Source organism: Mycolicibacterium sp. HS_4_1 (assembly GCF_054515875.1).
The window spans coordinates 1781990-1800652 of record NZ_CM137261.1; the positions used below are offsets into that span (position 1 = coordinate 1781990).

Sequence of the window (18663 nt, forward strand, 5' to 3'; positions counted from 1 at the left end):
GGAGTGACGGTCGAGGTTTCCAACGAGTCGGGGATCGACGTTTCCGAAGACGAGCTGATCAGCGTCGCGCGGTTCGTGATCTCCAAGATGGACGTGAACCCCGCCGCGGAACTCTCGATGGTCCTGGTGGACCAGTCGGCGATGGCCGATCTGCATATGCGCTGGATGGACCTGCCCGGCCCCACCGACGTGATGAGCTTCCCGATGGATGAGCTCGAGCCCGGGGGTCGTCCGGACGCACCCGAGCCCGGGCCCTCGATGCTCGGCGACATCGTGTTGTGTCCCGAGTTCGCCGCGAATCAGGCTGAGGCCGCGGGACATTCGCTGGGCCACGAGCTGGCGCTGCTCACGGTGCACGGCGTGCTGCACCTGCTGGGCTATGACCACGCCGAGCCTGACGAAGAAAAAGAGATGTTCGACCTGCAGCGTCAGCTGCTCGAAGAATGGGTCGCCGACCAGGTGCAGGCCTACCACAAGGATCGGCAGACCGAGAAAGACCGCCGGCTGCTCGACAAGTCGCGGTACTTCGACGAGCCGTGACCGGGGTGACGCCGTTGCTCGGCGCCATAGTGCTCGTCGTAGTCGGCGGGCTGTTCGCGGCCATCGATGCCGCCATCAACACCGTCTCCATCGCCCGCGTCGATGAGCTGATCCGTGATGAGCGGCCCGGCGCGGTGCGGCTCGCGAAGATCATCCGGAACCGGCCGCAGTACGTCAACCTCGTTGTGCTGCTTCGTGTTATCTGTGAGGCATCTGCGACCGTCCTGCTGGTCGACTATCTCGACGAGTTGATGACGCGAGGTTGGGCACTGGTATCCGCCGCGGCCATCATGGTGGTCATCAGCTTCGTGGCCATCGGTGTCGGCCCGCGCACCATCGGACGGCAGAACGCTTATTCGATCTCGCTGCTGTCGGCGCTTCCGCTGCAGGTGATCTCGGTGTTGCTGACGCCGATCAGCCGGCTGCTGGTGCTCATCGGTAACGCCCTGACGCCCGGCCGTGGCTTCCGCAACGGACCGTTCGCCTCGGAAATCGAGTTGCTCGAGGTCGTCGATCTCGCGCAGCAGCGTGGCGTCGTGGCCGCCGAGGAACGCCGAATGATCAAGTCCGTCTTCGAACTTGGTGACACCCCCGCGCGCGAGGTCATGGTGCCCCGAACCGAGATGGTGTGGATCGAGAGCGACAAGTCGGCCGGCCAGGCGACGTCACTGGCGGTCCGCAGTGGGCACTCCCGCCTCCCGGTGATCGGGGAGAACGTGGACGACGTCGTCGGCGTCGTCTACCTCAAAGACCTGGTGGAGCGGACGTATAACTCGACCAATGGCGGCCGCGGGACCAAGGCGGTCGAGGTGATGCGGCCCGCGGTCTTCGTGCCGGACTCCAAGCCGCTCGACGATCTGCTCGCCGAGATGCAGCGCACCCATAACCACATGGCGTTGCTGGTCGACGAGTACGGTGCGATAGCGGGCCTGGTGACCATCGAGGACGTGTTGGAGGAGATCGTCGGCGAGATCGCCGACGAGTACGACACCGATGAGGTGTTGCCCGTAGAGGAACTGGGCGACAATCGCTTTCGCGTGTCGTCCCGGTTGCCGCTGCAGGACCTGGCCGAACTGTGCGGCTTCGAGGTCGGCGACGATCTGGACGTGGACACCGTCGGTGGGCTTCTGGCGCACGAGCTGGGACGCGTGCCACTGCCAGGAGCCGAGGTGCGTGTGTCGTTCCCGTCGCATCGATCGCAGCACCCGGCAACCCTGCAATTGCGGGCCGAGGGCGGCCGGGACCATCGCGGCCGGGTCCGGATCGGCACCGTGCTGGTGACACCCGTCGAGACGGAACGCACTGAGGATGTTGAAGAAGGAGAACCCGATGAGTGACGAATTCCGTTCAGGTTTCGTCTGTTTGGTCGGCCGGCCGAACACCGGCAAGTCGACGCTGACCAATGCGCTCGTCGGCACCAAGGTTGCGATCACCTCCAACCGGCCGCAGACCACCCGGCACACCATCCGCGGCATCGTGCACCGCGAGAACTTCCAGATCATCCTGGTGGACACGCCGGGTCTGCACCGGCCGCGCACGTTGCTCGGGCAGCGGCTCAACGAGCTGGTCAAGGACACCTATTCCGAGGTCGACATCATCTGCCTGTGCATCCCGGCGGACGAGGCCATCGGCCCGGGCGACCGGTGGATCTATCAGCAAATCCGCACCGTCGCACCGCGAACCAAGCTGCTGGTGGTCGTCACCAAGACCGACAAGGTGCCGCGTGATCGCGTGGCGGCACAGCTGCTCGCGGTCAGTGAATTGACCGAGGGCAGCGCCGAGATCGTGCCGGTGTCCGCGGTCGCCGGTGAGCAGGTCGACGTGCTGATCGACGTGTTGGCCGCGCAGCTGCCGCCGGGGCCGGCGTTCTACCCGGACGGTGAACTCACCGACGAACCCGAAGAAGTGCTCGTCGCCGAGCTCATCCGGGAAGCCGCACTCGAAGGCGTCCGCGACGAGCTGCCGCACTCGCTGGCGGTGGTCATCGAGGAATTCACCGAGCGCGAAGGCCGCACCCCGGAGCAGGGCGAGATGGTCGACGTGCACGCCATCATCTACGTCGAGCGCGACAGCCAGAAGGGCATCGTGATCGGCAAGGGCGGCTCGCGGTTGCGCGAGGTCGGCACCGCGTCGCGCACCCAGATCGAGAAGCTGCTCGGCACCAAGGTCTATCTGAACCTGCGCGTGAAGATCGCCAAGAACTGGCAACGCGACCCGAAACAGCTTGGCAAGCTCGGCTTTTAAATATCTCCCCCGCGAGCCGTGCTGGGGGTACCTCTCGCGAGCGTGCGTGTCTACACCCGACACGCCGCCTCGCGTTGGCATTTTCGTGACGCTCGCGGCCGGCGAACGTGCGCGTTGGGTCCGCCTGTGGCGGTGTGTCCCGCGCAGACACGCACGTTCGCGGGAGGCGGTTAGCGCGGGGACCACCAGTTGTCGGGCTGCTCGGTGGCCCAGCCGCTGATCGCTTCGAGGCTGGCGGCGAGCGAGATCAGGAGTGGCTCGCTGCCCTCCGGGCCCATCAGCTGCACGCCGATGGGCAGCCCGTCGGACGTGAAGCCGGCCGGGATGTTGATCGACGGCCAGCCGAGCGCATTCCACGGCCAGCACACCGGGCAGGCCGCGATGATGGCGCGGTCGGTGGCGGTGCTGCCGAGCCGGTCGAAGGCATCGATCAGCGGTGGCGGCTGTGCGGTGGTCGGCGCCAGCACCACGTCGTACAGGTTGAAAATCCAGCCGATCCGGCGCGCAAGGGTCTTTTCCCGCTGCCGTGCCTGCCGGAGGGCATGCTCCGACAGCAGCCATCCGGTCCGGATGTTGCTGCGGGTACGACGGTCCAATGTCACCTCGGGACCGACGCGGTCGCGCCATTCGGCGAGCCCGGATGTCGAGCGCGCCAGAAAGTCCACGGACAGTTGCAGCCCGTACTCGGGATCGTCCGGCCGGACGGTGTGCCCGAGCTCTTCCAGTTGTCCCGCAACGGTGTTCAGTGCCGCCCGGATCTCGGGATGCAACCGGGCCGGGAACAGTGTGAACGGAAACTTGGTCGACAACGCGACACGCAGGGCCCCCGGCGCCCGCCCGACGGCCTCGGCCGCCGCGATGGGCGGCGGCTTGTGCAGATCACCGTCGGTGTTGCCGGACGCCGCGTCGAGCAGCAGCGCGGCGTCGGCCACCGTGCGGGCCAGCACCCCGTTGACGGTGATGCCGTTGAATGCCTCCGGCAGCGGCCAGGTGGAGATCCGTCCACGCTGCGGTTTGATGCCCACCAGGTGGGTCCACGCGGCGGGGATTCGGACGCTGCCGGCGCCGTCGGATCCGATTGCGGCCGTGACCAGTCCGGCCGCGACAGCCGCGGCGCTGCCGCCCGACGACCCGCCGGGGGTGTGCTCACGTGACCAGGGGTTGCGGGTGTGCCCGAAACCGGGGCCGCTGGTGAACGGCCATTGGCCGAGCTCGCAGGTGTTGGTCTTGCCGACGATCACCGCGCCGGCCGCCTTCAGTCGTCGCACCACCTCGGCGTCCGCGGTGGCCGGGCGCACGTCGCCGTCGGTGCCGAACCGGGTGGGCACGCCCGCGACGTCGACGTCATCCTTGATCGCGATGGGCACGCCGAGCAGCGGAAGATGTTGTCCGGCAGCGCGTTTGCGGTCGGCTTCAGCGGCGTCTGCGAGTGCCTGCGCGGTGAAGACCACCCGGAACGCGTTGAGCTCGAGTTGACTGGCCGAGATGGCGTCCAGCGACTGCTGCACGATCTGCTGGGACGTCACCGTGCCGCTCGCGAGCCGGTACAACTGCTGGGTCAGAGTGGGGAATCGGGGCGGAGCGGATGGTTTTGGAAGGCTGGCCATGTCGACTCCGAGAATAGATTGACCGTTCGTCCCGGCGCTGCCTAACGGAAGTTGTCGGTCTGTGATGGGACAATCGCCCGATGCGGTTGTACCGGGATCGAGCGGTCGTGCTGCGCCAGCGCAAGCTCGGCGAGGCCGACCGGATCGTGACGCTGCTCACCCGCGACAACGGGCTGGTCCGCGCGGTGGCCAAGGGCGTGCGACGGACCCGCAGCAAGTTCGGCTCGCGGCTCGAGCCGTTCGCCCACATCGACGTGCAGCTGCACCCCGGCCGCAACCTCGACATCGTCACCCAAGTGGTGTCGCTCGACGCGTTCGCCACCGACATCGTCAACGACTACGGCCGCTACACCTGTGGCTGCGCCATTCTGGAGACCGCCGAACGGCTGGCCGGTGAGGAACGCAACCCGATGCCGGCGCTGCAGCGGCTCACCGTCGGCGCGCTACGGGCCGTCGCGGACGACAGCCGGCCCCGTGAGCTTGTGCTCGACGCCTATCTGCTGCGGGCCATGGGGATCGCCGGGTGGGCGCCGGCCATCACCGAATGCGCCCGCTGCGCCGCGCCCGGTCCGCACCGTGCGTTCCACATCGCGGCCGGCGGCAGCGTGTGTGTGCACTGCCGGCCGTCCGGATCGGTCACTCCGCCACAGGGTGTGCTGGATCTGATGGCCGCGCTGCACGACGGCGACTGGGAGTTTGCGCAGGGCTCGCCGACGGGGCATCGCAGCCAGGCCAGCGGTCTGGTGGCCGCGCACCTGCAATGGCATCTGGAGCGCAAGCTGCGCACATTGCCTCTCGTGGAGCGCCGCGATGAGCGCTTGCGCGAAGAGCAGACAGCCCCTGTCAGGCCCGATACCGCACTCATTGAACAGCGCATCACCACGTTCAGGCAGGATATGGCCCATGGCACTCAACCGGGCGCGCAAGACCAGCTATCCGCAGCTGCCGCAGGCGCCTGACGACTATCCGGTTTTCCCGGACGTTTCGACCTGGCCGGTGGTCTTTCCGGAGCTCCCGCCGAAGTCCAACGGCCGCTTCGCCCGCCCGCCGCAGCACCCGTCCAAGGCCGTGGCCCCGCGGATCCCCGCCGCCCAGGTGCCGGGCCACGTCGCCATCGTCATGGACGGCAACGGCCGGTGGGCCACGCAGCGCGGGCTCGGGCGGACCGAGGGCCACAAGATGGGCGAGGCGGTGCTGATCGACGTCACCTGCGGAGCCATCGAACTGGGCATCAAACACCTCTCGGTGTATGCGTTCTCCACCGAGAACTGGAAGCGCAGCACCGAAGAGGTGCGGTTCCTCATGGGCTTCAACCGCGAGGTGGTGCGCCGGCGCCGGGAGAACCTCAACGCGATGGGCGTCAACATGCGCTGGGTCGGGTCCCGGCCGCGCATGTGGAGCAGCGTCATCAAGGAGTTCGACATCGCCGAGCAGATGACGGTCGGCAACGACGTCATCACCGTCAACTACTGCGTGAACTACGGTGGGCGCACCGAGATCGTCGAAGCGGCACGCGAACTCGCCGAGGAGGCCGCCGCGGGCAAGATCAACCCGAGCCGCATCTCCGAGGCGTCGTTCGCCAAGCACCTGCACCGCCCCGACATCCCTGACGTCGACCTGTTCATCCGCACCTCGGGTGAGCAGCGCGCCAGCAACTTCATGCTGTGGCAGGCGGCGTACGCGGAGTACGTCTTCCAGGACAAGCTGTGGCCGGACTACGACCGTCGCGACCTCTGGGCCGCGTGCGAGGAATACGTCAACCGGAACCGAAGGTTCGGGAGGGCTTGATGTCGAACCTGCTGCAGCGGTTGGCATCTGTGCTCGCCGATTCGGTGACCATCGTGGAGGAAAGCGACGGCGCCCTGACCGTCGCGCACGACGGGACTGTGGCGTCGCTGCGGGTGGTGAACATCGGCGAGGGGTTGGAACTGATCTCGCTGACCCAACCGCTGGCATGGGACATCAAGCTGGACAACAACCTTCGCGACCGGGTGGCTGATCATGCGGGGCGCACCATGCTCGGCTCGGTGGTGCTGGTGGAGCGGGCCGGCGATCCCCGGAGCAATGGCGCCAAGAAGGTCGGCGACGTGATGCTGCGCTACAACTTCCCGGCCGCCGGCCTCAGCGACGACGCACTGTCCACACTGGTCATGCTGGTGCTGTCCACCGGCGTCGACGTGCGGGCCGACCTGACCCGGTGAAGCCCGAAGTGACCGTCATCCGGATCGTCGCCGCGGTGGTGGTCGACGAGCACGGGCGGCTGCTGGTGGTCCGCAAGCGCGGGACGACGGCCTTCATGCAGCCCGGCGGCAAGCTCGAAGCAGGGGAGTCGCCGGCCGACGCGCTGGCTCGCGAGGTCCGGGAGGAACTCGGGGTCGGGATCACCGACGTGCGGGAGCTGGGGCACCACACCGCGATTGCGGCCAACGAGCCCGGGCACACGGTTGAGGCCGAATTGTTCTTCGTGAGGCTCGACGGCGTGCCGGAGATTGCCGCCGAGATCGAGGAGATGGCCTGGATCGACCCGCACGCGCCCGGCGACATCCCGTTGGCGCCGCTGACCCGCGACACGGTACTTGAGTTCGCCCGGATCAGCTGACCGGCGCGGATACGGTGCAGGCCGCGCACACCCCGAAAATCTCGATGGTGTGGCTGACGTCCGAAAAGCCGTGGGCCGCAGCGGTTTCGGTGGCCCAGGACTCGACCTCGGTGCCTGCCACCTCGACCGTCGCACCGCATTGCCGGCACACCAGGTGATGGTGATGGTGGGCTTGCGAGCAGCGCCGGTAGAGCGCCTCGCCGTTGTCGTTGCGCAGGCTGTCGACCTGGCCGGCCGCGGCCATCGACTGCAGGGTGCGGTACACGGTCGTCAGGCCGATGCCTTCGCCGCGGCGGCGCAGTTCGTCGTGCAGCTCCTGCGCCGACCGGAACTCTTCGACATTGGTCAGCAGCGCGGCGATCGCGGTGCGCTGTTTGGTCGAGCGGGTGGGGGCGCTCACGACCGTTCCTCCTCGGCGTGGGCAATGGCGTCGACGACGATGTGCGCGAGGTGATGGTCGACCAGGCGGTACATCACCTCGCGGCCGACGCGTTCGCCGGCGACGACCCCGGCGGACTTGAGGATGCGCAGGTGCTGGCTGACCAGCGGTTGGGGCACGTTCAGGGCGTCGACGAGTTCGTGCACGCAGCGCTTCGACTCCTGCAGTTGCAGCACGATCGCAATGCGGATGGGGGCGGCCAGGGCGCGCAGCAGGTCGCCGGCGGCGTCGAGCGTCTCCCGTGGTGGGGGCGACAGGAACGGCGCACCGCTGTGCTGGTGGTCGAGCTCGTCATGCGTGGTGGTGGGTGGCAACCCGGTACTCCCAGCTATTGGAAATAGTTTTCATTTAGCTTTCCATCCAGGTATGCGCATGTCAAAGGATTCGTCGGCGCCCGCGGATACGGTCGTGGCATGACAGCACTGGAAGTCGTGGTCCGCGGGCATGCCCGCCGCAAGTACGCCGCTGAAAGGGCGACCGTCGCCGTGGCGGCCAGCCTGGACGACGCGGAGCGGACCGACGTCTACCGGCGCGCCGTCGCGCTGCAGGATCGGCTGATCACCGATCTACGGAAACTGCACGACGGGGGCGCGGTGAACAAATGGACCAGCGACCAGGTCCGGGTGTTCAGCTATCGGCCGTACGCGAAGAACGGCAGGGCCCAGCTGAGGTTCCGGGTCGACATCAGGGTGGAAGCGGAATTCGGGGATTTCGAACAGCTTTCGATGTTCCTGGATCGGTGGGCGGTCGAGGACGGGGTGCAGATCGGCACGATCGACTGGGACGTCACCGAACAGAACCGGGAGGCGTACGAAGCCGAACTGTGGCGGGAAGCCGTGCGCAATGCCGCAATCAAAGCCCGAGTCCTCGCCGACGCTGCGGGGCATGGTGAGGTGACGGCGGTGCAACTGGCCGACCCGGGCATGCTGCAGGCGCAAGCCGACTACGGCGCCCCGCGCGCCATGGCCATGGCCGCTCCGGCCGGGATGCCGGGCGGCGGGCCCACCCTGGACCTGAGCCCCGACGACATCACGATCGGTGCCGCGGTGGATGCGAAATTCGTGGCCGAATAGCCCCCACTAGTCTGGACGGGTTGCATCCGACCTGACTCGAGGAGTGCTCGAACATCGTGGCGTCCATCATCGACACCGTTGCCAACCTGGCCAAACGCCGGGGCCTCGTCTTCCAGTCGGGAGAAATCTACGGCGGCACCAAGTCGGCATGGGACTACGGGCCACTTGGCGTCGAGCTCAAGGAGAACATCAAGCGCCAGTGGTGGAAGTCCGTCGTCACCTCCCGCGACGACGTCGTCGGCCTGGACAGCGCGATCATCCTGCCGCGCCAGGTGTGGGTGGCCTCGGGCCACGTCGCGGTGTTCAACGACCCGCTGGTCGAGTGCCTGAACTGCCACAAGCGGCACCGTCAGGACCACATGCAGGAGGCCTACGCCCTCAAGAAGGGGCTGGATGACCCCGACGCCGTGCCGATGGACGAGATCGTCTGCCCGGACTGTGGCACCAAGGGCCACTGGACCGAGCCGCGTGACTTCAACATGATGCTCAAGACCTACCTCGGTCCCATCGAGTCCGAGGAAGGCATGCACTACCTGCGTCCGGAGACCGCGCAGGGCATTTTCGTGAACTTCGCGAACGTGGTGACCACCGCGCGCAAGAAGCCGCCGTTCGGCATCGGCCAGATCGGCAAGAGCTTCCGCAACGAGATCACGCCGGGCAACTTCATCTTCCGCACCCGGGAGTTCGAGCAGATGGAGATGGAGTTCTTCGTCGAGCCGTCGACGGCGCCGGAGTGGCACAAGTATTGGATCGAGAACCGCTTCCAGTGGTACGTCGACCTCGGTATCAACCCGGAGAACCTGCGGCTGTACGAGCACCCGCTGGAGAAGCTGTCGCACTACAGCGCCGGCACCACCGACATCGAGTACAAGTTCGGCTTCGCCGGCAACCCGTGGGGTGAGCTCGAGGGCATCGCAAACCGCACCAACTTCGACTTGAGCACGCACGGTGAGCACTCGGGCGTCGACCTGTCGTTCTACGACCAGGGCACCGACACCCGGTTCGTGCCCTACGTCATCGAGCCCGCAGCCGGCCTGACCCGCTCGCTGATGGCGTTCCTGGTCGACTCGTACCGCGAGGACGAGGCCCCCAACGCCAAGGGTGGGGTCGACAAGCGCACGGTGCTGGGACTCGATCCGCGCCTGGCGCCGGTCAAGGCCGCGGTGCTGCCGCTGTCGCGCAACGCCGACCTGTCGCCGAAGGCCCGCGACCTGGCCGCTGAGCTGCGCAAGAACTGGAACGTCGAGTTCGACGACGCCGGCGCCATTGGCCGCCGCTACCGTCGCCAGGACGAGATCGGCACTCCGTACTGCATCACCGTCGACTTCGACTCGCTCGAGGATCACGCCGTGACCATCCGCGAGCGTGACGCCATGACCCAGGAGCGCGTCGCCATCGACGCCGTCGGCGACTACCTCGCGGTGCGCCTCAAGGGCTGCTGAGTTCTTTCGTCAAGCGTCGTGAAAACCTCCAAATCGCCTTAGGTTTGGGGGTTTTCACGTTCCCGCTCATACGGGAGGCGCCTTTGGTTCGGGAGTGAAAAATTGCCGCCGGGGACCTGCCGTGGGCTCGAATAGGCTTGTGAGCCATAGGGCCAAGGGACGCTTGAGGGGGCGGCAGTGACGATTCTCGGCGCATTTCTTTCGACGTGGGACGACGCGCGGGCGGCGTTCGGGTCGGGCACACCGGTTGGCGGTTCCGAGTTCGATATGAGTGCCCAGTTCCACGAACTGCGCAGCACGGTCCTGTCGGCGGTGCCGCGAGGGGAGTGGACGGGCACCGCGGCCGAGGCGTACGACGGCCGTAATCGCGACCATGCCGGGATCATCGGCAGGCTCGCCGAACTCGACCGGCGCCTCGGGACCGAGGTCGATCGATCTGCGGCTGTGGTGACGGCGGGGCGTCGCGATCTCGACGCCGTCAAACAGTGGGTCGTCGATGCCGCCGCCAGCGTGCCGCCGACCGCGGCGGGTGACCGTGCGCTGCTGCCCGTGGTGGCCAAGGGAACGGCCGAGATCGCCGAGATCATCAATCGGTCCAATGCGGATATGGACGCCATCGCGGCGCGGATCCGGACTATCGGCAGCGGCTACGACAACCTCACCGGGCGCGACGGGCGCGATACCGATGATCCGGACGGCAAACCGGAAGACCCGCCGCCCGGCACCCCGCCCGGCGACACCATCCCGCCGGCCCCGCCGTGGACGAAACATGATGGCGGGGCGGGGGATTGGGCGTCGTCTGTCGCGACGTACGACGGCGTCCCGCGATGATGCGGTACCTGAGCGCGCTGGCCGCCGCCTTCCTGATGCTGTGGGTGTTGTCCGCGTGTTCGACAGAAGTGAAAAGCGGAAGCCAGAAAGTGTCTGCTGAAACGGCCGCGGAATTCGGCGATGTGACGTTGCCGAAGGGTGTCGAAGTCCTTGCCACCGATACTGATTCGGGCCGGGACACCCGCTATCGCCTGGCAATGCGGATGACCGACAGCCAGCTGCGCGACTTTCTGGCCCAGTTCCCGGCAGCGCCGCGGCGGTCGGAGATTCCGAAAACCATTACGGTGCTCGCCGGACCGTCTCTGGTCGACGCGCCCGAGCCCCTGTTCCTGCAGGACAAGATCGCCACCAAGGCCCACCGGCTGGTCAACCGCGAGGTCGTCGTCGACCAACGCGGGCCCGGAGAGGTCTACGTCCACGTGTCGCTGTACACCACCTGAGCCGGATTGCTGAGCGGTCTGTCAGCGCCCGCCGTCGATCCCGTTGGGCTTTCGGTATAGCGTGCGGGTATGACGCGAGTTTCGGTGATCACCGGCGGCGCCGGCGGCATGGGTGTGGCGACGGCCAAGATCGTCGGGCAGGACCACTCGGTGGTGCTGGCCGACGTACGGCAGGACCGCCTCGATGCGGCGGTGGCCGAACTGGCCGGCCGCGGCATCGCCGCAACCCCCGTCAATGCCGATGTCACCGACCGCGCCGCAGTGGACCAATTGTTCTCGACTGCAACAGGTCTCGGCAACCTCGTCTCGGTGATCCACACCGCCGGCGTGAGCCCGAGCATGGGCGCGGCGGACTACGTGACGCGCACCAACGCGGTTGGCACCGTGAACGTCAACGAGGCGTTCTACGACGTCGCCCGCGACGGCGCGGCGATCGTCAACGTCGCGTCCATGGCGGCACACCTGTTGCCCGACCAGATCGTCCCGACGGCGAAATTCCCGCTGGCGCTCACCGACGTCGACGCATTCCTGGCCGAGATCGCGGCCGCCTGCGCGTTCGCGCCCGAGGAATTGCGCTCGGGGATGGCCTATGGCGTGAGCAAGAACTTCGTCAAGTGGTACAGCAGTGCGCAGGCCGAGCGCTTCAACGCCAAAGGACTGCGCATCGTCTCGGTCTCCCCAGGTTCGGTCGACACCGAGATGGGGCTGCTGGAGGCGGACGCCGGCGCCGGCGCGATGGTCATGAACGCCGCGGTCCCGCGCTGGGGCAAGGCCGAAGAGATGGCGGCGCTGTTCGCGTTCTGTGCCAGTGACAAGGCCGGATATCTCACGGGCACCGACATCCTCAACGACGGTGGTGTCGTCGCCTCGATGCGCGAACGCGCCCGCGTCGCGGCCGCCCAGGCTTAGAACCGGCCGCCACCGCCGGAGAAACCGCCACCGCCGCCGGAGCTGCCACCGGAGCCGCCGAAAGTCGTCGAGCTCCAACCGCCGCCGTGGCTGTGACCGCCGCCCCGGAGCATGCCCGACAGCAGACCGCCGATGACGATGCCGCTGAGGTCCGCGCCGGTACTCGTACCGGTCTGCGCGTAGGCCTGGCGCGCGGCGCGGACGTCGGCGTCGGCCTGCGATTGGGCCTGCGCGGCAAGGGCATCCGCGGCATTGGCCTGCTCGATGGCGGCCGCCACATCGGTGGCCTGAAGCGACTGCGCGGCATCCAGACGGCGCTGGGCCTCGGCCAGCCGCGTGCGGGCTTCAGAACCCACGCTGCCACGGCGGGTGTCGATGAAATCCGAGACGCCGCGTATGCGGGATTGCGCCGCCAGCAGGGCCTGACCGAATGACTGTCGCAGCCGGTTCAGGGCCGCGGTCTCCTCGGCGATGGTGGCGAGCAGCTTGTCCAGCTGCGAGTCGGCGGCGGTCAGTTGCGTGAAGGCGCTCAGCGGGTCGGTTGCGCCGGTCGCCTGCGCGTTCGAAACAGCTTGCACCGCGGCGGTGCGCGCTGCCGTCAGTTCGGCGGAGTGCGCTCCCGGCGGGATCGCGTCCGCGGCCGCGATTCCCTGCTGGATATCGGTGATCGCGGCGGGTAGCGCGCTGGTCGCGTGCGCGATGTCGTCCGCTGCGCTGTCGACGGCATCCAGCATCCGCTGCGCCTGTCCCAGCGCCGACTCGGCGGCGTGGATCGCATTAACCAGGGCGGCCTGACTGTCACCGGGCTTGCTGACCAGACCGCGGGCGGTGGTGATGTTCTGGTCGGCGAAGCGCAATCGATCCCGGGCGTCGTCCACATTGCCGGCCACCGACGTCAGGGCGGCCGGCGCGAACCGACCGTCCAACCCGGTCAAGGTCTGCTGCGCGGGCTCGACGCGCGCCGTGAGAACGACCATCTGCTGGGTCAGGGCGTCCAACCGGGTCGGGGCGTTGATCACCAGATCGCGCAGCTGATGGAAGGCCGTGCGCTGGTTCTCCAGTTCCTTGTCGGCGCGGGCCGCCGCGACGACGACCTGGGTCAGCAGGTCCCGCCGCTGCTGCGGCGTCTCGGGCATCGCGTCGTCGAGGGTCTGGCGCACGCTGAACGCTTGTGCCATGGCCGTTTTCGCGTTCTGGACCGCTGTGGTGAAGGGCGCAGTGTCGCGCTCGCCGAACTCTCCGAGCGCAAGGGCCAGCTCGTTGTCACTGGTGCGCACCGCGTTGTCGACCTCGACGAGGATCGACTTGGACAGGTCCTCCAAGGTCTCCAGCGACATCGTCGCGAGGGCATTGGCATCGGTGGCATCGGCCTGCTGGGCGGCGTTCAGGTCGGCTTTCCGGCGCTGCCCGCGCCGGCGCCGGACCCACCAGATCAATCCGGCCAGTGCGACACCGATCGCCGCCAGCGCGGCGATCAACCCGACCCAGTTGAACGGCGGAGTCGGCGCTCGAAGCCCGTCGGCCGCAGCGACGGCAGCGCCGGCCCAATCGCGGTTGTGCAGCTTCGGTTCGACCGCATCGCGGCGCAATTTGTCGACGTCCACGTCGCCCGTGGCGGCCTTCGGGACCAGGAGCGCATAGGCCCGATCCTCGATCGCCACCGCGAGGATGGCGTCGTGGTCGCCGAGAAAGCTTTGGCGCCAGGTGTTTTCAGCCCAGCCGCGGGGGTCAGCTCCGGAGAAGCTGTCGACGTAGACCACCCACAGCCGGGTGCCCCGCTTGTCGTACAGCTGTTGCACGGCGCCGGAAACCTCGCTCCGTTGCTGCGCGTTCAGCGCGTCGGCCCTGTCGGTGACGTAGTCCGGCAGCCGCATGGGCGGCTCGGCGGACGCGGCCGGAGCCACCAGTGTCCCCACCATCAGGACCGAGATCATCAGCCAGAGCAGTCGCACTATGCGCATACCGCCCAATGTAGTGACAGGGTATGTGGTAGTCGGGTGCGGCCGGGCTGGCAGACTTCGGCTGTGGGCATCACAAGCGACGGATACAGCGACTTCGACCGGCAGCGGCTGGTCGGGGAGGGCGTGAAGAGCGCCACGCTGCCCGGTACCGATGCCGGCCACCGCACCGATTTCGCGCGTGACCGGGCCCGCGTTCTCCACAGTGCCGCGCTCCGCCGGCTGGCCGACAAGACCCAGGTGGTCGGGCCCCGTCAGGGCGAGACTCCGCGGACCCGGCTCACCCACTCGCTCGAGGTGGCCCAGATCGGACGCCACATGGCCGTAGGGCTGGGCTGCGACCCCGACCTGGTGGACCTCGCCGGTCTGGCCCATGACATCGGCCACCCGCCTTACGGCCACAACGGCGAGCGCGCGCTCGACGAGATCGCCAAACCGTTCGGCGGGTTCGAGGGCAACGCCCAGAATTTCCGCATCCTGACCCGGCTCGAACCGAAAGCGCTTGACAGTCAAGGGCGCTCAGCCGGGCTCAACCTCACCAGGGCGGCGCTCGACGCCGTGATCAAGTACCCCTGGTTCCGCGAGGACCGCGTGAAGTTCGGTTTCTACGACGACGACGCGGTCGCCGCAGCCTGGGTGCGCGAGGGGGCCCCGGACGAGCGGCTGTGCCTGGAAGCTCAGGTCATGGACTGGGCCGACGACGTCGCGTACTCGGTGCACGACGTCGAGGACGGCATCATCTCCGGCCGTATCGATCTACGCGTACTCGCCGACGCGGACGCCGCCGACACGCTGGCGCGCCTCGGTGCGCGGTCCCATCCGACGGTCACGCACGACGACATGCTGGCGGCCGCCGCGCGATTGTCGCAGCTGCCGGTGGTCACCGGCGTCGGTAAGTACGACGGCTCGGTCGCGACGTCGGTGGCGCTCAAGCGACTCACCAGTGAGCTGGTCGGGCGATTCGCCAACGCCGCGGTCACCGAGACCAAGAAGCAGTCGGGGCGCGCGACCATGCGCCGTTTCGAGGCCGATCTCGCGGTGCCCAGTCTGGTCCGCGCCGAGGTCGCGGTCCTCAAGATGCTGGCGCTGCAGTTCATCATGTCCGACCATCAGCATCTGCAGATTCAGGCCGACCAGCGCACGATGGTCCGCGAGGTCGCGCTGGCGCTGTGGGGCCAGGCCCCGGCGAGCCTCGACCCGCAGTTCGCCGCCGAGTTCGCCCTCGCGGACGACGACGGCGCCCGGCTGCGGGTGGTTGTCGACCAGATCGCGTCGTACACCGAGACGCGGCTGGAACGCGTCCACGAGGCGCGCTCGCCGCGCCCGCTTGACTGAGCCCATATAGCGTCCGCGTAGTGGTCGGGTAGCGCCCGCCTACACTGGGCGCGTGGCCGGCCGGATTCCTGATCGCGATATCGCGGCCATTCGTGAACGCACCCGCATCGAGGACATCGTCGGTGAGCATGTGCAGCTGCGGCGCGCGGGTGCCGACTCGCTCAAAGGCCTGTGCCCGTTCCACGACGAGAAGTCCCCGTCGTTTCATGTGCGGCCCAACCACGGCCAGTTCCACTGCTTCGGTTGCGGTGAGGGCGGCGACGTCTATGCCTTCGTGCAGAAGGTCGAGCACGTCACCTTCGTCGAAGCCGTCGAACTCCTCGCCGACCGGCTGGGCTACACCGTCAGCTACGAGGGGGCGTCCGCCACCAACGTGCAGCGGGACAAGGGCAGCCGCAGCCGGTTGCTCGCCGCCAACACCGCCGCGCAGGAGTTCTACGCCGAGGCGTTGCAGTCGGCGGAGGCCGCCGCGGCCCGGCAGTATCTGATCGACCGGAACTTCGACGCCGACGCGGCCAAGCGTTTCGGCTGTGGGTTCGCGCCGTCGGGCTGGGACACCCTGACAAAGCACTTGCTGCGCAAGGGATTCACCTTCAAGGAGCTGGAGGCCGCCGGGTTGTCCCGGGAGGGCCGCCGCGGCCCGATGGACCGGTTCCACCGTCGGCTGCTCTGGCCCATCCGGGGTGCGACGGGCGAGGTGATCGGGTTCGGCGCCCGCCGCCTGTTCGACGACGACCAGATGGAAGCCAAGTACGTCAATACACCGGAAACGGTGCTGTACAAGAAATCCAACGTGCTGTTCGGCCTCGATTTGGCCAAGCGTGACATCGCCAAGGGGCATCAGGCCGTCGTCGTCGAGGGCTACACCGACGTCATGGCCATGCACCTGGCCGGCGTGACCACCGCGGTCGCGTCCTGCGGCACCGCCTTCGGCGACGAGCACCTGTCGATGCTGCGGCGCCTGATGATGGACGACAACTTCTTTCGTGGCGAGCTGATCTACGTTTTCGACGGAGATGCCGCCGGCCGCGCTGCCGCCGTGAAAGCCTTTGAGGGCGAACAGAATCTGACCGGTCAGTCGTTCGTCGCTGTGGCTTCCGACGGCATGGACCCGTGCGATCTGCGCCTGGCGGCCGGAGACGGGGCGCTGCGGGATCTGGTGGCGCGCCGAACACCGTTGTTCGAGTTCGTGATTCGCACCGCTCTCGAAGAGCACGACCTGGACAGCGCTGAGGGCCGAGTGGCGGCGCTGCGCCGCTGCGTGCCGTTGGCAGCCCGGATCAAGGACTCCACCCTGCGTGACGAATACGCCCGCCAATTGGCCGGCTGGGTCGGTTGGGATGATGTGGCGCAGGTGATTTCACGGGTGCGCGAGTCGGCCAAGTCCGGCCCCGCGACGTCGAAGCGGGACAGCCGGCGCCAGGCGGCGCCGGCGGCTCAGGCCCCGGCGGTCGGCCGGCCGAACCCGAAGGATCCGACCCTGTGGCCGCAGCGGGAGGCACTCAAGTCGGCGCTGCAGCACCCGGCGATGGCCGGCCCGGTATTCGACGGGCTGCCCGTCGACAGCTTCACCCATCCCGGGTACGCGGCAGTCCGGCAGGCGATCACCACCGCCGGCGGCACGGCCTCGGGGATGGGCGGCGCGGAATGGATCGAGGCCGTACGCGAGGCCGGGTCGGCCGCGGCGAGCCTGATCACCGAACTATCGGTCGAGGCTTTCCAGGTGGAGGAGGACAGGCTGCCTCGGTACATCGCGAGCGTGCTGGCCCGGCTGCAAGAGGTCTGGGTAGGCCGCGAGATCGCGGAATTGAAGTCGAAACTGCAGCGCATGTCGCCGGTGGAGCAGAGCACCGAGTACCACGCCCTGTTCGGCGACCTCGTCGCCATGGAGCAGTACCGGCGCAGCCTGTTGCAGCAGGCCAGCGGCGACGACCTCAGCTGAGCCTTTCCGTCTGCTGTAACACGCGGAACCACCGTGCGCGATATGGTGGGGCAGAACCGACCGTAGGGGAGAGCTCACCATGACCATTCGGGCAACCCGGCTTTTCGCCACAGCAACGCTCGTGGCCACCGCAGTGGCTGCCCCGGTCATCATCGCGCTGAGCAGTGCCCCGTCCTCGCAGTCGACGGCGGACGGTGGCTGCCTCGCCTGGTTCGGCAACAAAGAAGACGGCAACTGCATGGGCCGGTCCAATGGGCAGCCCGTGAATGTGGGCACGCCGTGGGGTGTCTGGGGTCCCAGCGCCGGCGTCAGTAGCGGTCCGCTGCTGCCGGGCCAGAGTTGGAACCAGCCGCTCGGCTGACGGTTCTCGAACCGGCAACCGCCCCGGGGCGGTCGTCAGGCCCGACGGTCAGTCGTGAATGGACTCCGGATGCAGCACCGTGGTCTGCGAATCGATGGCGGTCAACCGCACCATGTTCGGGTCCGGTGACACCTTGTCGGCCAGCCTGCGCCGGCCCGCATCCAGCATCGCCTTGGTCTTCGGGCTCTCGGTGATGGCGCGGTAAGTGCCGGCGATCTGCTCGTAACGGCGACGGCCTGCCTTGGCTCCCAGAACATAGCCAACGGCCATGACGGCGACGGCTCGGATCACTGGACCCCTCCCTGATGACGGTGCGTAGCTCCATCCTGCCTCACGATCGCCGATGCGTCTGGCCCGACCGGCGGCTACCAGCCGATTCAAAGATCCGTGCAGTCATGCGCTAGAGTCATGCCTCGGTTCAGGGACACGCGCCCAGGGCCTGAGCACAATCCCCTGTAGCTCAATTGGCAGAGCTCCCGACTGTTAATCGGGCGGTTATTGGTTCGAGTCCAATCGGGGGAGCAACGGTGACCAGCACGAACGTGCTGGTCATTTTGCATTCTGACGGTGGGTGCCGCCACCGGCGCGGGCGCTGCGCCGAGCGTGGGGCCTGCCGTGGCGCTGCCCGGCGTGTCGTCTAGGCAAGCCCCGCGCTCGGCACGCGCGCAGCGTTTTGGTGGCGGCGCTCACGGGTACCCGCAATGCATGAATGAATCGCCTCCCTCGGCCGGCGCTATGGTGCCGGGCCTGGTGACCATCGGCACGAGTTTCGTGGCACTGGTCGTCGGTGCCGTCGCGATGGTGGCCGGATATCTGACGTTCGGCGCAGTGGCGATGATCGTTTCGCTGGCTGCTGCGACATTCGGCGCCGTGTGGTTGCTGTCGGGCATGTTGCTTGGCGAGCATCACCATTCACACGGTCGGCACGCCTGATCCCGCGCAG

Annotated in this window: 21 protein-coding genes and 1 tRNA gene; 17 read left to right on the forward strand and 5 right to left on the reverse strand. The window is 67.8% G+C overall.

Annotation, left to right across the window (positions count from 1 at the left end; all coding sequences use genetic code 11):
* The first annotated feature begins 3 nt into the window (after window positions 1–3).
* From ybeY to era, 3 genes are read left to right on the forward strand one after another with little or no spacing between them, the layout of a single operon-like run.
* A complete protein-coding gene (gene ybeY, locus ACX12F_RS08420; protein ID WP_459369145.1) occupies window positions 4–540 on the forward strand; it encodes an rRNA maturation RNase YbeY in 537 nt (178 codons plus the stop codon).
* Window positions 537–1877, forward strand: coding sequence for a hemolysin family protein (locus tag ACX12F_RS08425; RefSeq protein WP_459369146.1), 1341 nt, complete (start codon window positions 537–539; stop codon window positions 1875–1877). The genes ybeY and ACX12F_RS08425 overlap by 4 nt, the downstream gene beginning before the upstream one ends.
* Window positions 1870–2784, forward strand: coding sequence for a GTPase Era (gene era, locus ACX12F_RS08430; RefSeq protein WP_459369147.1), 915 nt, complete (start codon window positions 1870–1872; stop codon window positions 2782–2784). Before ACX12F_RS08425 ends, era begins: the two co-directional genes overlap by 8 nt.
* Window positions 2785–2954: 170 nt before the next feature.
* On the opposite strand, the gene ACX12F_RS08435 is transcribed toward era, so the two are convergent.
* A complete protein-coding gene (locus tag ACX12F_RS08435; protein WP_459369148.1) occupies window positions 2955–4391 on the reverse strand; it encodes an amidase in 1437 nt (478 codons plus the stop codon).
* 80 nt (window positions 4392–4471) lie between these two features.
* Between ACX12F_RS08435 and recO the strand changes: the two genes are divergently transcribed.
* From recO to ACX12F_RS08455, 4 genes are read left to right on the forward strand one after another with little or no spacing between them, the layout of a single operon-like run.
* Window positions 4472–5350, forward strand: coding sequence for a DNA repair protein RecO (recO, locus tag ACX12F_RS08440; RefSeq protein ID WP_459369149.1), 879 nt, complete (start codon window positions 4472–4474; stop codon window positions 5348–5350).
* Window positions 5295–6179, forward strand: coding sequence for a decaprenyl diphosphate synthase (locus ACX12F_RS08445; RefSeq protein WP_459369150.1), 885 nt, complete (start codon window positions 5295–5297; stop codon window positions 6177–6179). Before recO ends, ACX12F_RS08445 begins: the two co-directional genes overlap by 56 nt.
* Complete coding sequence (locus ACX12F_RS08450; protein ID WP_459369151.1) at window positions 6179–6592, forward strand: hypothetical protein; 414 nt, start codon at window positions 6179–6181, stop codon at window positions 6590–6592. The genes ACX12F_RS08445 and ACX12F_RS08450 overlap by 1 nt, the downstream gene beginning before the upstream one ends.
* Window positions 6589–6990, forward strand: a complete 402-nt coding sequence (locus ACX12F_RS08455) for an NUDIX hydrolase (protein ID WP_459369152.1) — start codon at window positions 6589–6591, stop codon at window positions 6988–6990. Before ACX12F_RS08450 ends, ACX12F_RS08455 begins: the two co-directional genes overlap by 4 nt.
* Here the strand turns inward: ACX12F_RS08455 and ACX12F_RS08460 are convergent.
* Both ACX12F_RS08460 and ACX12F_RS08465 read right to left on the reverse strand, forming a co-directional pair.
* Complete coding sequence (locus ACX12F_RS08460) at window positions 6983–7390, reverse strand: Fur family transcriptional regulator (protein ID WP_459369153.1); 408 nt, start codon at window positions 7388–7390, stop codon at window positions 6983–6985. The genes ACX12F_RS08455 and ACX12F_RS08460 overlap by 8 nt on opposite strands.
* Window positions 7387–7743, reverse strand: a complete 357-nt coding sequence (locus tag ACX12F_RS08465) for an ArsR/SmtB family transcription factor (RefSeq protein WP_459369154.1) — start codon at window positions 7741–7743, stop codon at window positions 7387–7389. The genes ACX12F_RS08460 and ACX12F_RS08465 overlap by 4 nt, the downstream gene beginning before the upstream one ends.
* Window positions 7744–7842: 99 nt before the next feature.
* Between ACX12F_RS08465 and ACX12F_RS08470 the strand changes: the two genes are divergently transcribed.
* The 5 genes from ACX12F_RS08470 to ACX12F_RS08490 all read left to right on the forward strand — a co-directional run bounded on the left by ACX12F_RS08470 (window position 7843) and on the right by ACX12F_RS08490 (window position 12124).
* Entirely contained in the window at window positions 7843–8502 is a 660-nt protein-coding gene (locus ACX12F_RS08470) for an SIMPL domain-containing protein (protein ID WP_459369155.1), read from the forward strand.
* Between the two features lie 56 nt (window positions 8503–8558).
* Complete coding sequence (locus tag ACX12F_RS08475; protein ID WP_459369156.1) at window positions 8559–9944, forward strand: glycine--tRNA ligase; 1386 nt, start codon at window positions 8559–8561, stop codon at window positions 9942–9944.
* 177 nt (window positions 9945–10121) lie between these two features.
* Window positions 10122–10775: an EspA/EspE family type VII secretion system effector gene (locus tag ACX12F_RS08480; protein WP_459369157.1), complete on the forward strand. Its 654-nt coding sequence runs from the start codon at window positions 10122–10124 to the stop codon at window positions 10773–10775.
* Window positions 10772–11215 (forward strand): hypothetical protein, encoded by a 444-nt coding sequence (locus tag ACX12F_RS08485; RefSeq protein ID WP_459369158.1) that lies wholly within the window; start codon window positions 10772–10774, stop codon window positions 11213–11215. The genes ACX12F_RS08480 and ACX12F_RS08485 overlap by 4 nt, the downstream gene beginning before the upstream one ends.
* A gap of 69 nt (window positions 11216–11284) precedes the next feature.
* Window positions 11285–12124, forward strand: coding sequence for an SDR family oxidoreductase (locus tag ACX12F_RS08490; RefSeq protein WP_459369159.1), 840 nt, complete (start codon window positions 11285–11287; stop codon window positions 12122–12124).
* Here ACX12F_RS08490 and ACX12F_RS08495 read toward each other — a convergent pair.
* Window positions 12121–14085: a TPM domain-containing protein gene (locus tag ACX12F_RS08495; RefSeq protein WP_459369160.1), complete on the reverse strand. Its 1965-nt coding sequence runs from the start codon at window positions 14083–14085 to the stop codon at window positions 12121–12123. The two genes, ACX12F_RS08490 and ACX12F_RS08495, sit on opposite strands and share 4 nt — an antisense overlap.
* Window positions 14086–14148: 63 nt before the next feature.
* On the opposite strand from ACX12F_RS08495, the gene ACX12F_RS08500 reads away from it, so the two are divergent.
* The 3 genes from ACX12F_RS08500 (at window position 14149) to ACX12F_RS08510 (ending at window position 17720) form a co-directional block, all read left to right on the forward strand.
* Window positions 14149–15417, forward strand: a complete 1269-nt coding sequence (locus ACX12F_RS08500) for a deoxyguanosinetriphosphate triphosphohydrolase (RefSeq protein WP_459369161.1) — start codon at window positions 14149–14151, stop codon at window positions 15415–15417.
* A 52-nt stretch (window positions 15418–15469) separates the two neighbouring features.
* Window positions 15470–17359 carry a DNA primase gene (gene dnaG / locus ACX12F_RS08505; RefSeq protein WP_459369162.1) on the forward strand — a complete coding sequence of 630 codons (1890 nt, stop codon included), beginning with the start codon at window positions 15470–15472 and terminating at the stop codon, window positions 17357–17359.
* Window positions 17360–17438: 79 nt separating this feature from the next.
* A complete protein-coding gene (locus ACX12F_RS08510) occupies window positions 17439–17720 on the forward strand; it encodes a DUF7155 family protein (protein WP_459369163.1) in 282 nt (93 codons plus the stop codon).
* Between the two features lie 48 nt (window positions 17721–17768).
* Here ACX12F_RS08510 and ACX12F_RS08515 read toward each other — a convergent pair whose 3' ends face one another.
* On the reverse strand, window positions 17769–18011 hold the full coding sequence (locus ACX12F_RS08515) for a hypothetical protein (RefSeq protein WP_459369164.1): 243 nt from the start codon (window positions 18009–18011) through the stop codon (window positions 17769–17771).
* Window positions 18012–18169: 158 nt separating this feature from the next.
* On the opposite strand from ACX12F_RS08515, the gene ACX12F_RS08520 reads away from it, so the two are divergent.
* Together ACX12F_RS08520 and ACX12F_RS08525 are read left to right on the forward strand one after the other, a co-directional pair.
* A tRNA-Asn gene (locus tag ACX12F_RS08520) sits at window positions 18170–18242 on the forward strand.
* 183 nt (window positions 18243–18425) lie between these two features.
* Window positions 18426–18653, forward strand: coding sequence for a hypothetical protein (locus tag ACX12F_RS08525; RefSeq protein WP_459369165.1), 228 nt, complete (start codon window positions 18426–18428; stop codon window positions 18651–18653).
* Window positions 18654–18663: the final 10 nt, after the last annotated feature.

Excerpts from the sequence above, each read along its gene's own strand:
- ACX12F_RS08435 (WP_459369148.1), bottom strand. The coding sequence starts at position 4,391 with ATGGCCAGCCTTCCAAAACCATCCGCTCCGCCCCGATTCCCCACTCTG.
- ACX12F_RS08470 (WP_459369155.1), top strand. The coding sequence starts at position 7,843 with ATGACAGCACTGGAAGTCGTGGTCCGCGGGCATGCCCGCCGCAAGTAC.
- ACX12F_RS08450 (WP_459369151.1), top strand. The coding sequence starts at position 6,179 with ATGTCGAACCTGCTGCAGCGGTTGGCATCTGTGCTCGCCGATTCGGTG.
- era (WP_459369147.1), top strand. The coding sequence starts at position 1,870 with ATGAGTGACGAATTCCGTTCAGGTTTCGTCTGTTTGGTCGGCCGGCCG.
- ACX12F_RS08485 (WP_459369158.1), top strand. The coding sequence starts at position 10,772 with ATGATGCGGTACCTGAGCGCGCTGGCCGCCGCCTTCCTGATGCTGTGG.
- ACX12F_RS08525 (WP_459369165.1), top strand. The coding sequence starts at position 18,426 with ATGAATGAATCGCCTCCCTCGGCCGGCGCTATGGTGCCGGGCCTGGTG.
- ACX12F_RS08510 (WP_459369163.1), top strand. The coding sequence starts at position 17,439 with ATGACCATTCGGGCAACCCGGCTTTTCGCCACAGCAACGCTCGTGGCC.
- ACX12F_RS08445 (WP_459369150.1), top strand. The coding sequence starts at position 5,295 with ATGGCACTCAACCGGGCGCGCAAGACCAGCTATCCGCAGCTGCCGCAG.
- ACX12F_RS08495 (WP_459369160.1), bottom strand. The coding sequence starts at position 14,085 with ATGCGCATAGTGCGACTGCTCTGGCTGATGATCTCGGTCCTGATGGTG.
- ACX12F_RS08490 (WP_459369159.1), top strand. The coding sequence starts at position 11,285 with ATGACGCGAGTTTCGGTGATCACCGGCGGCGCCGGCGGCATGGGTGTG.
- recO (WP_459369149.1), top strand. The coding sequence starts at position 4,472 with ATGCGGTTGTACCGGGATCGAGCGGTCGTGCTGCGCCAGCGCAAGCTC.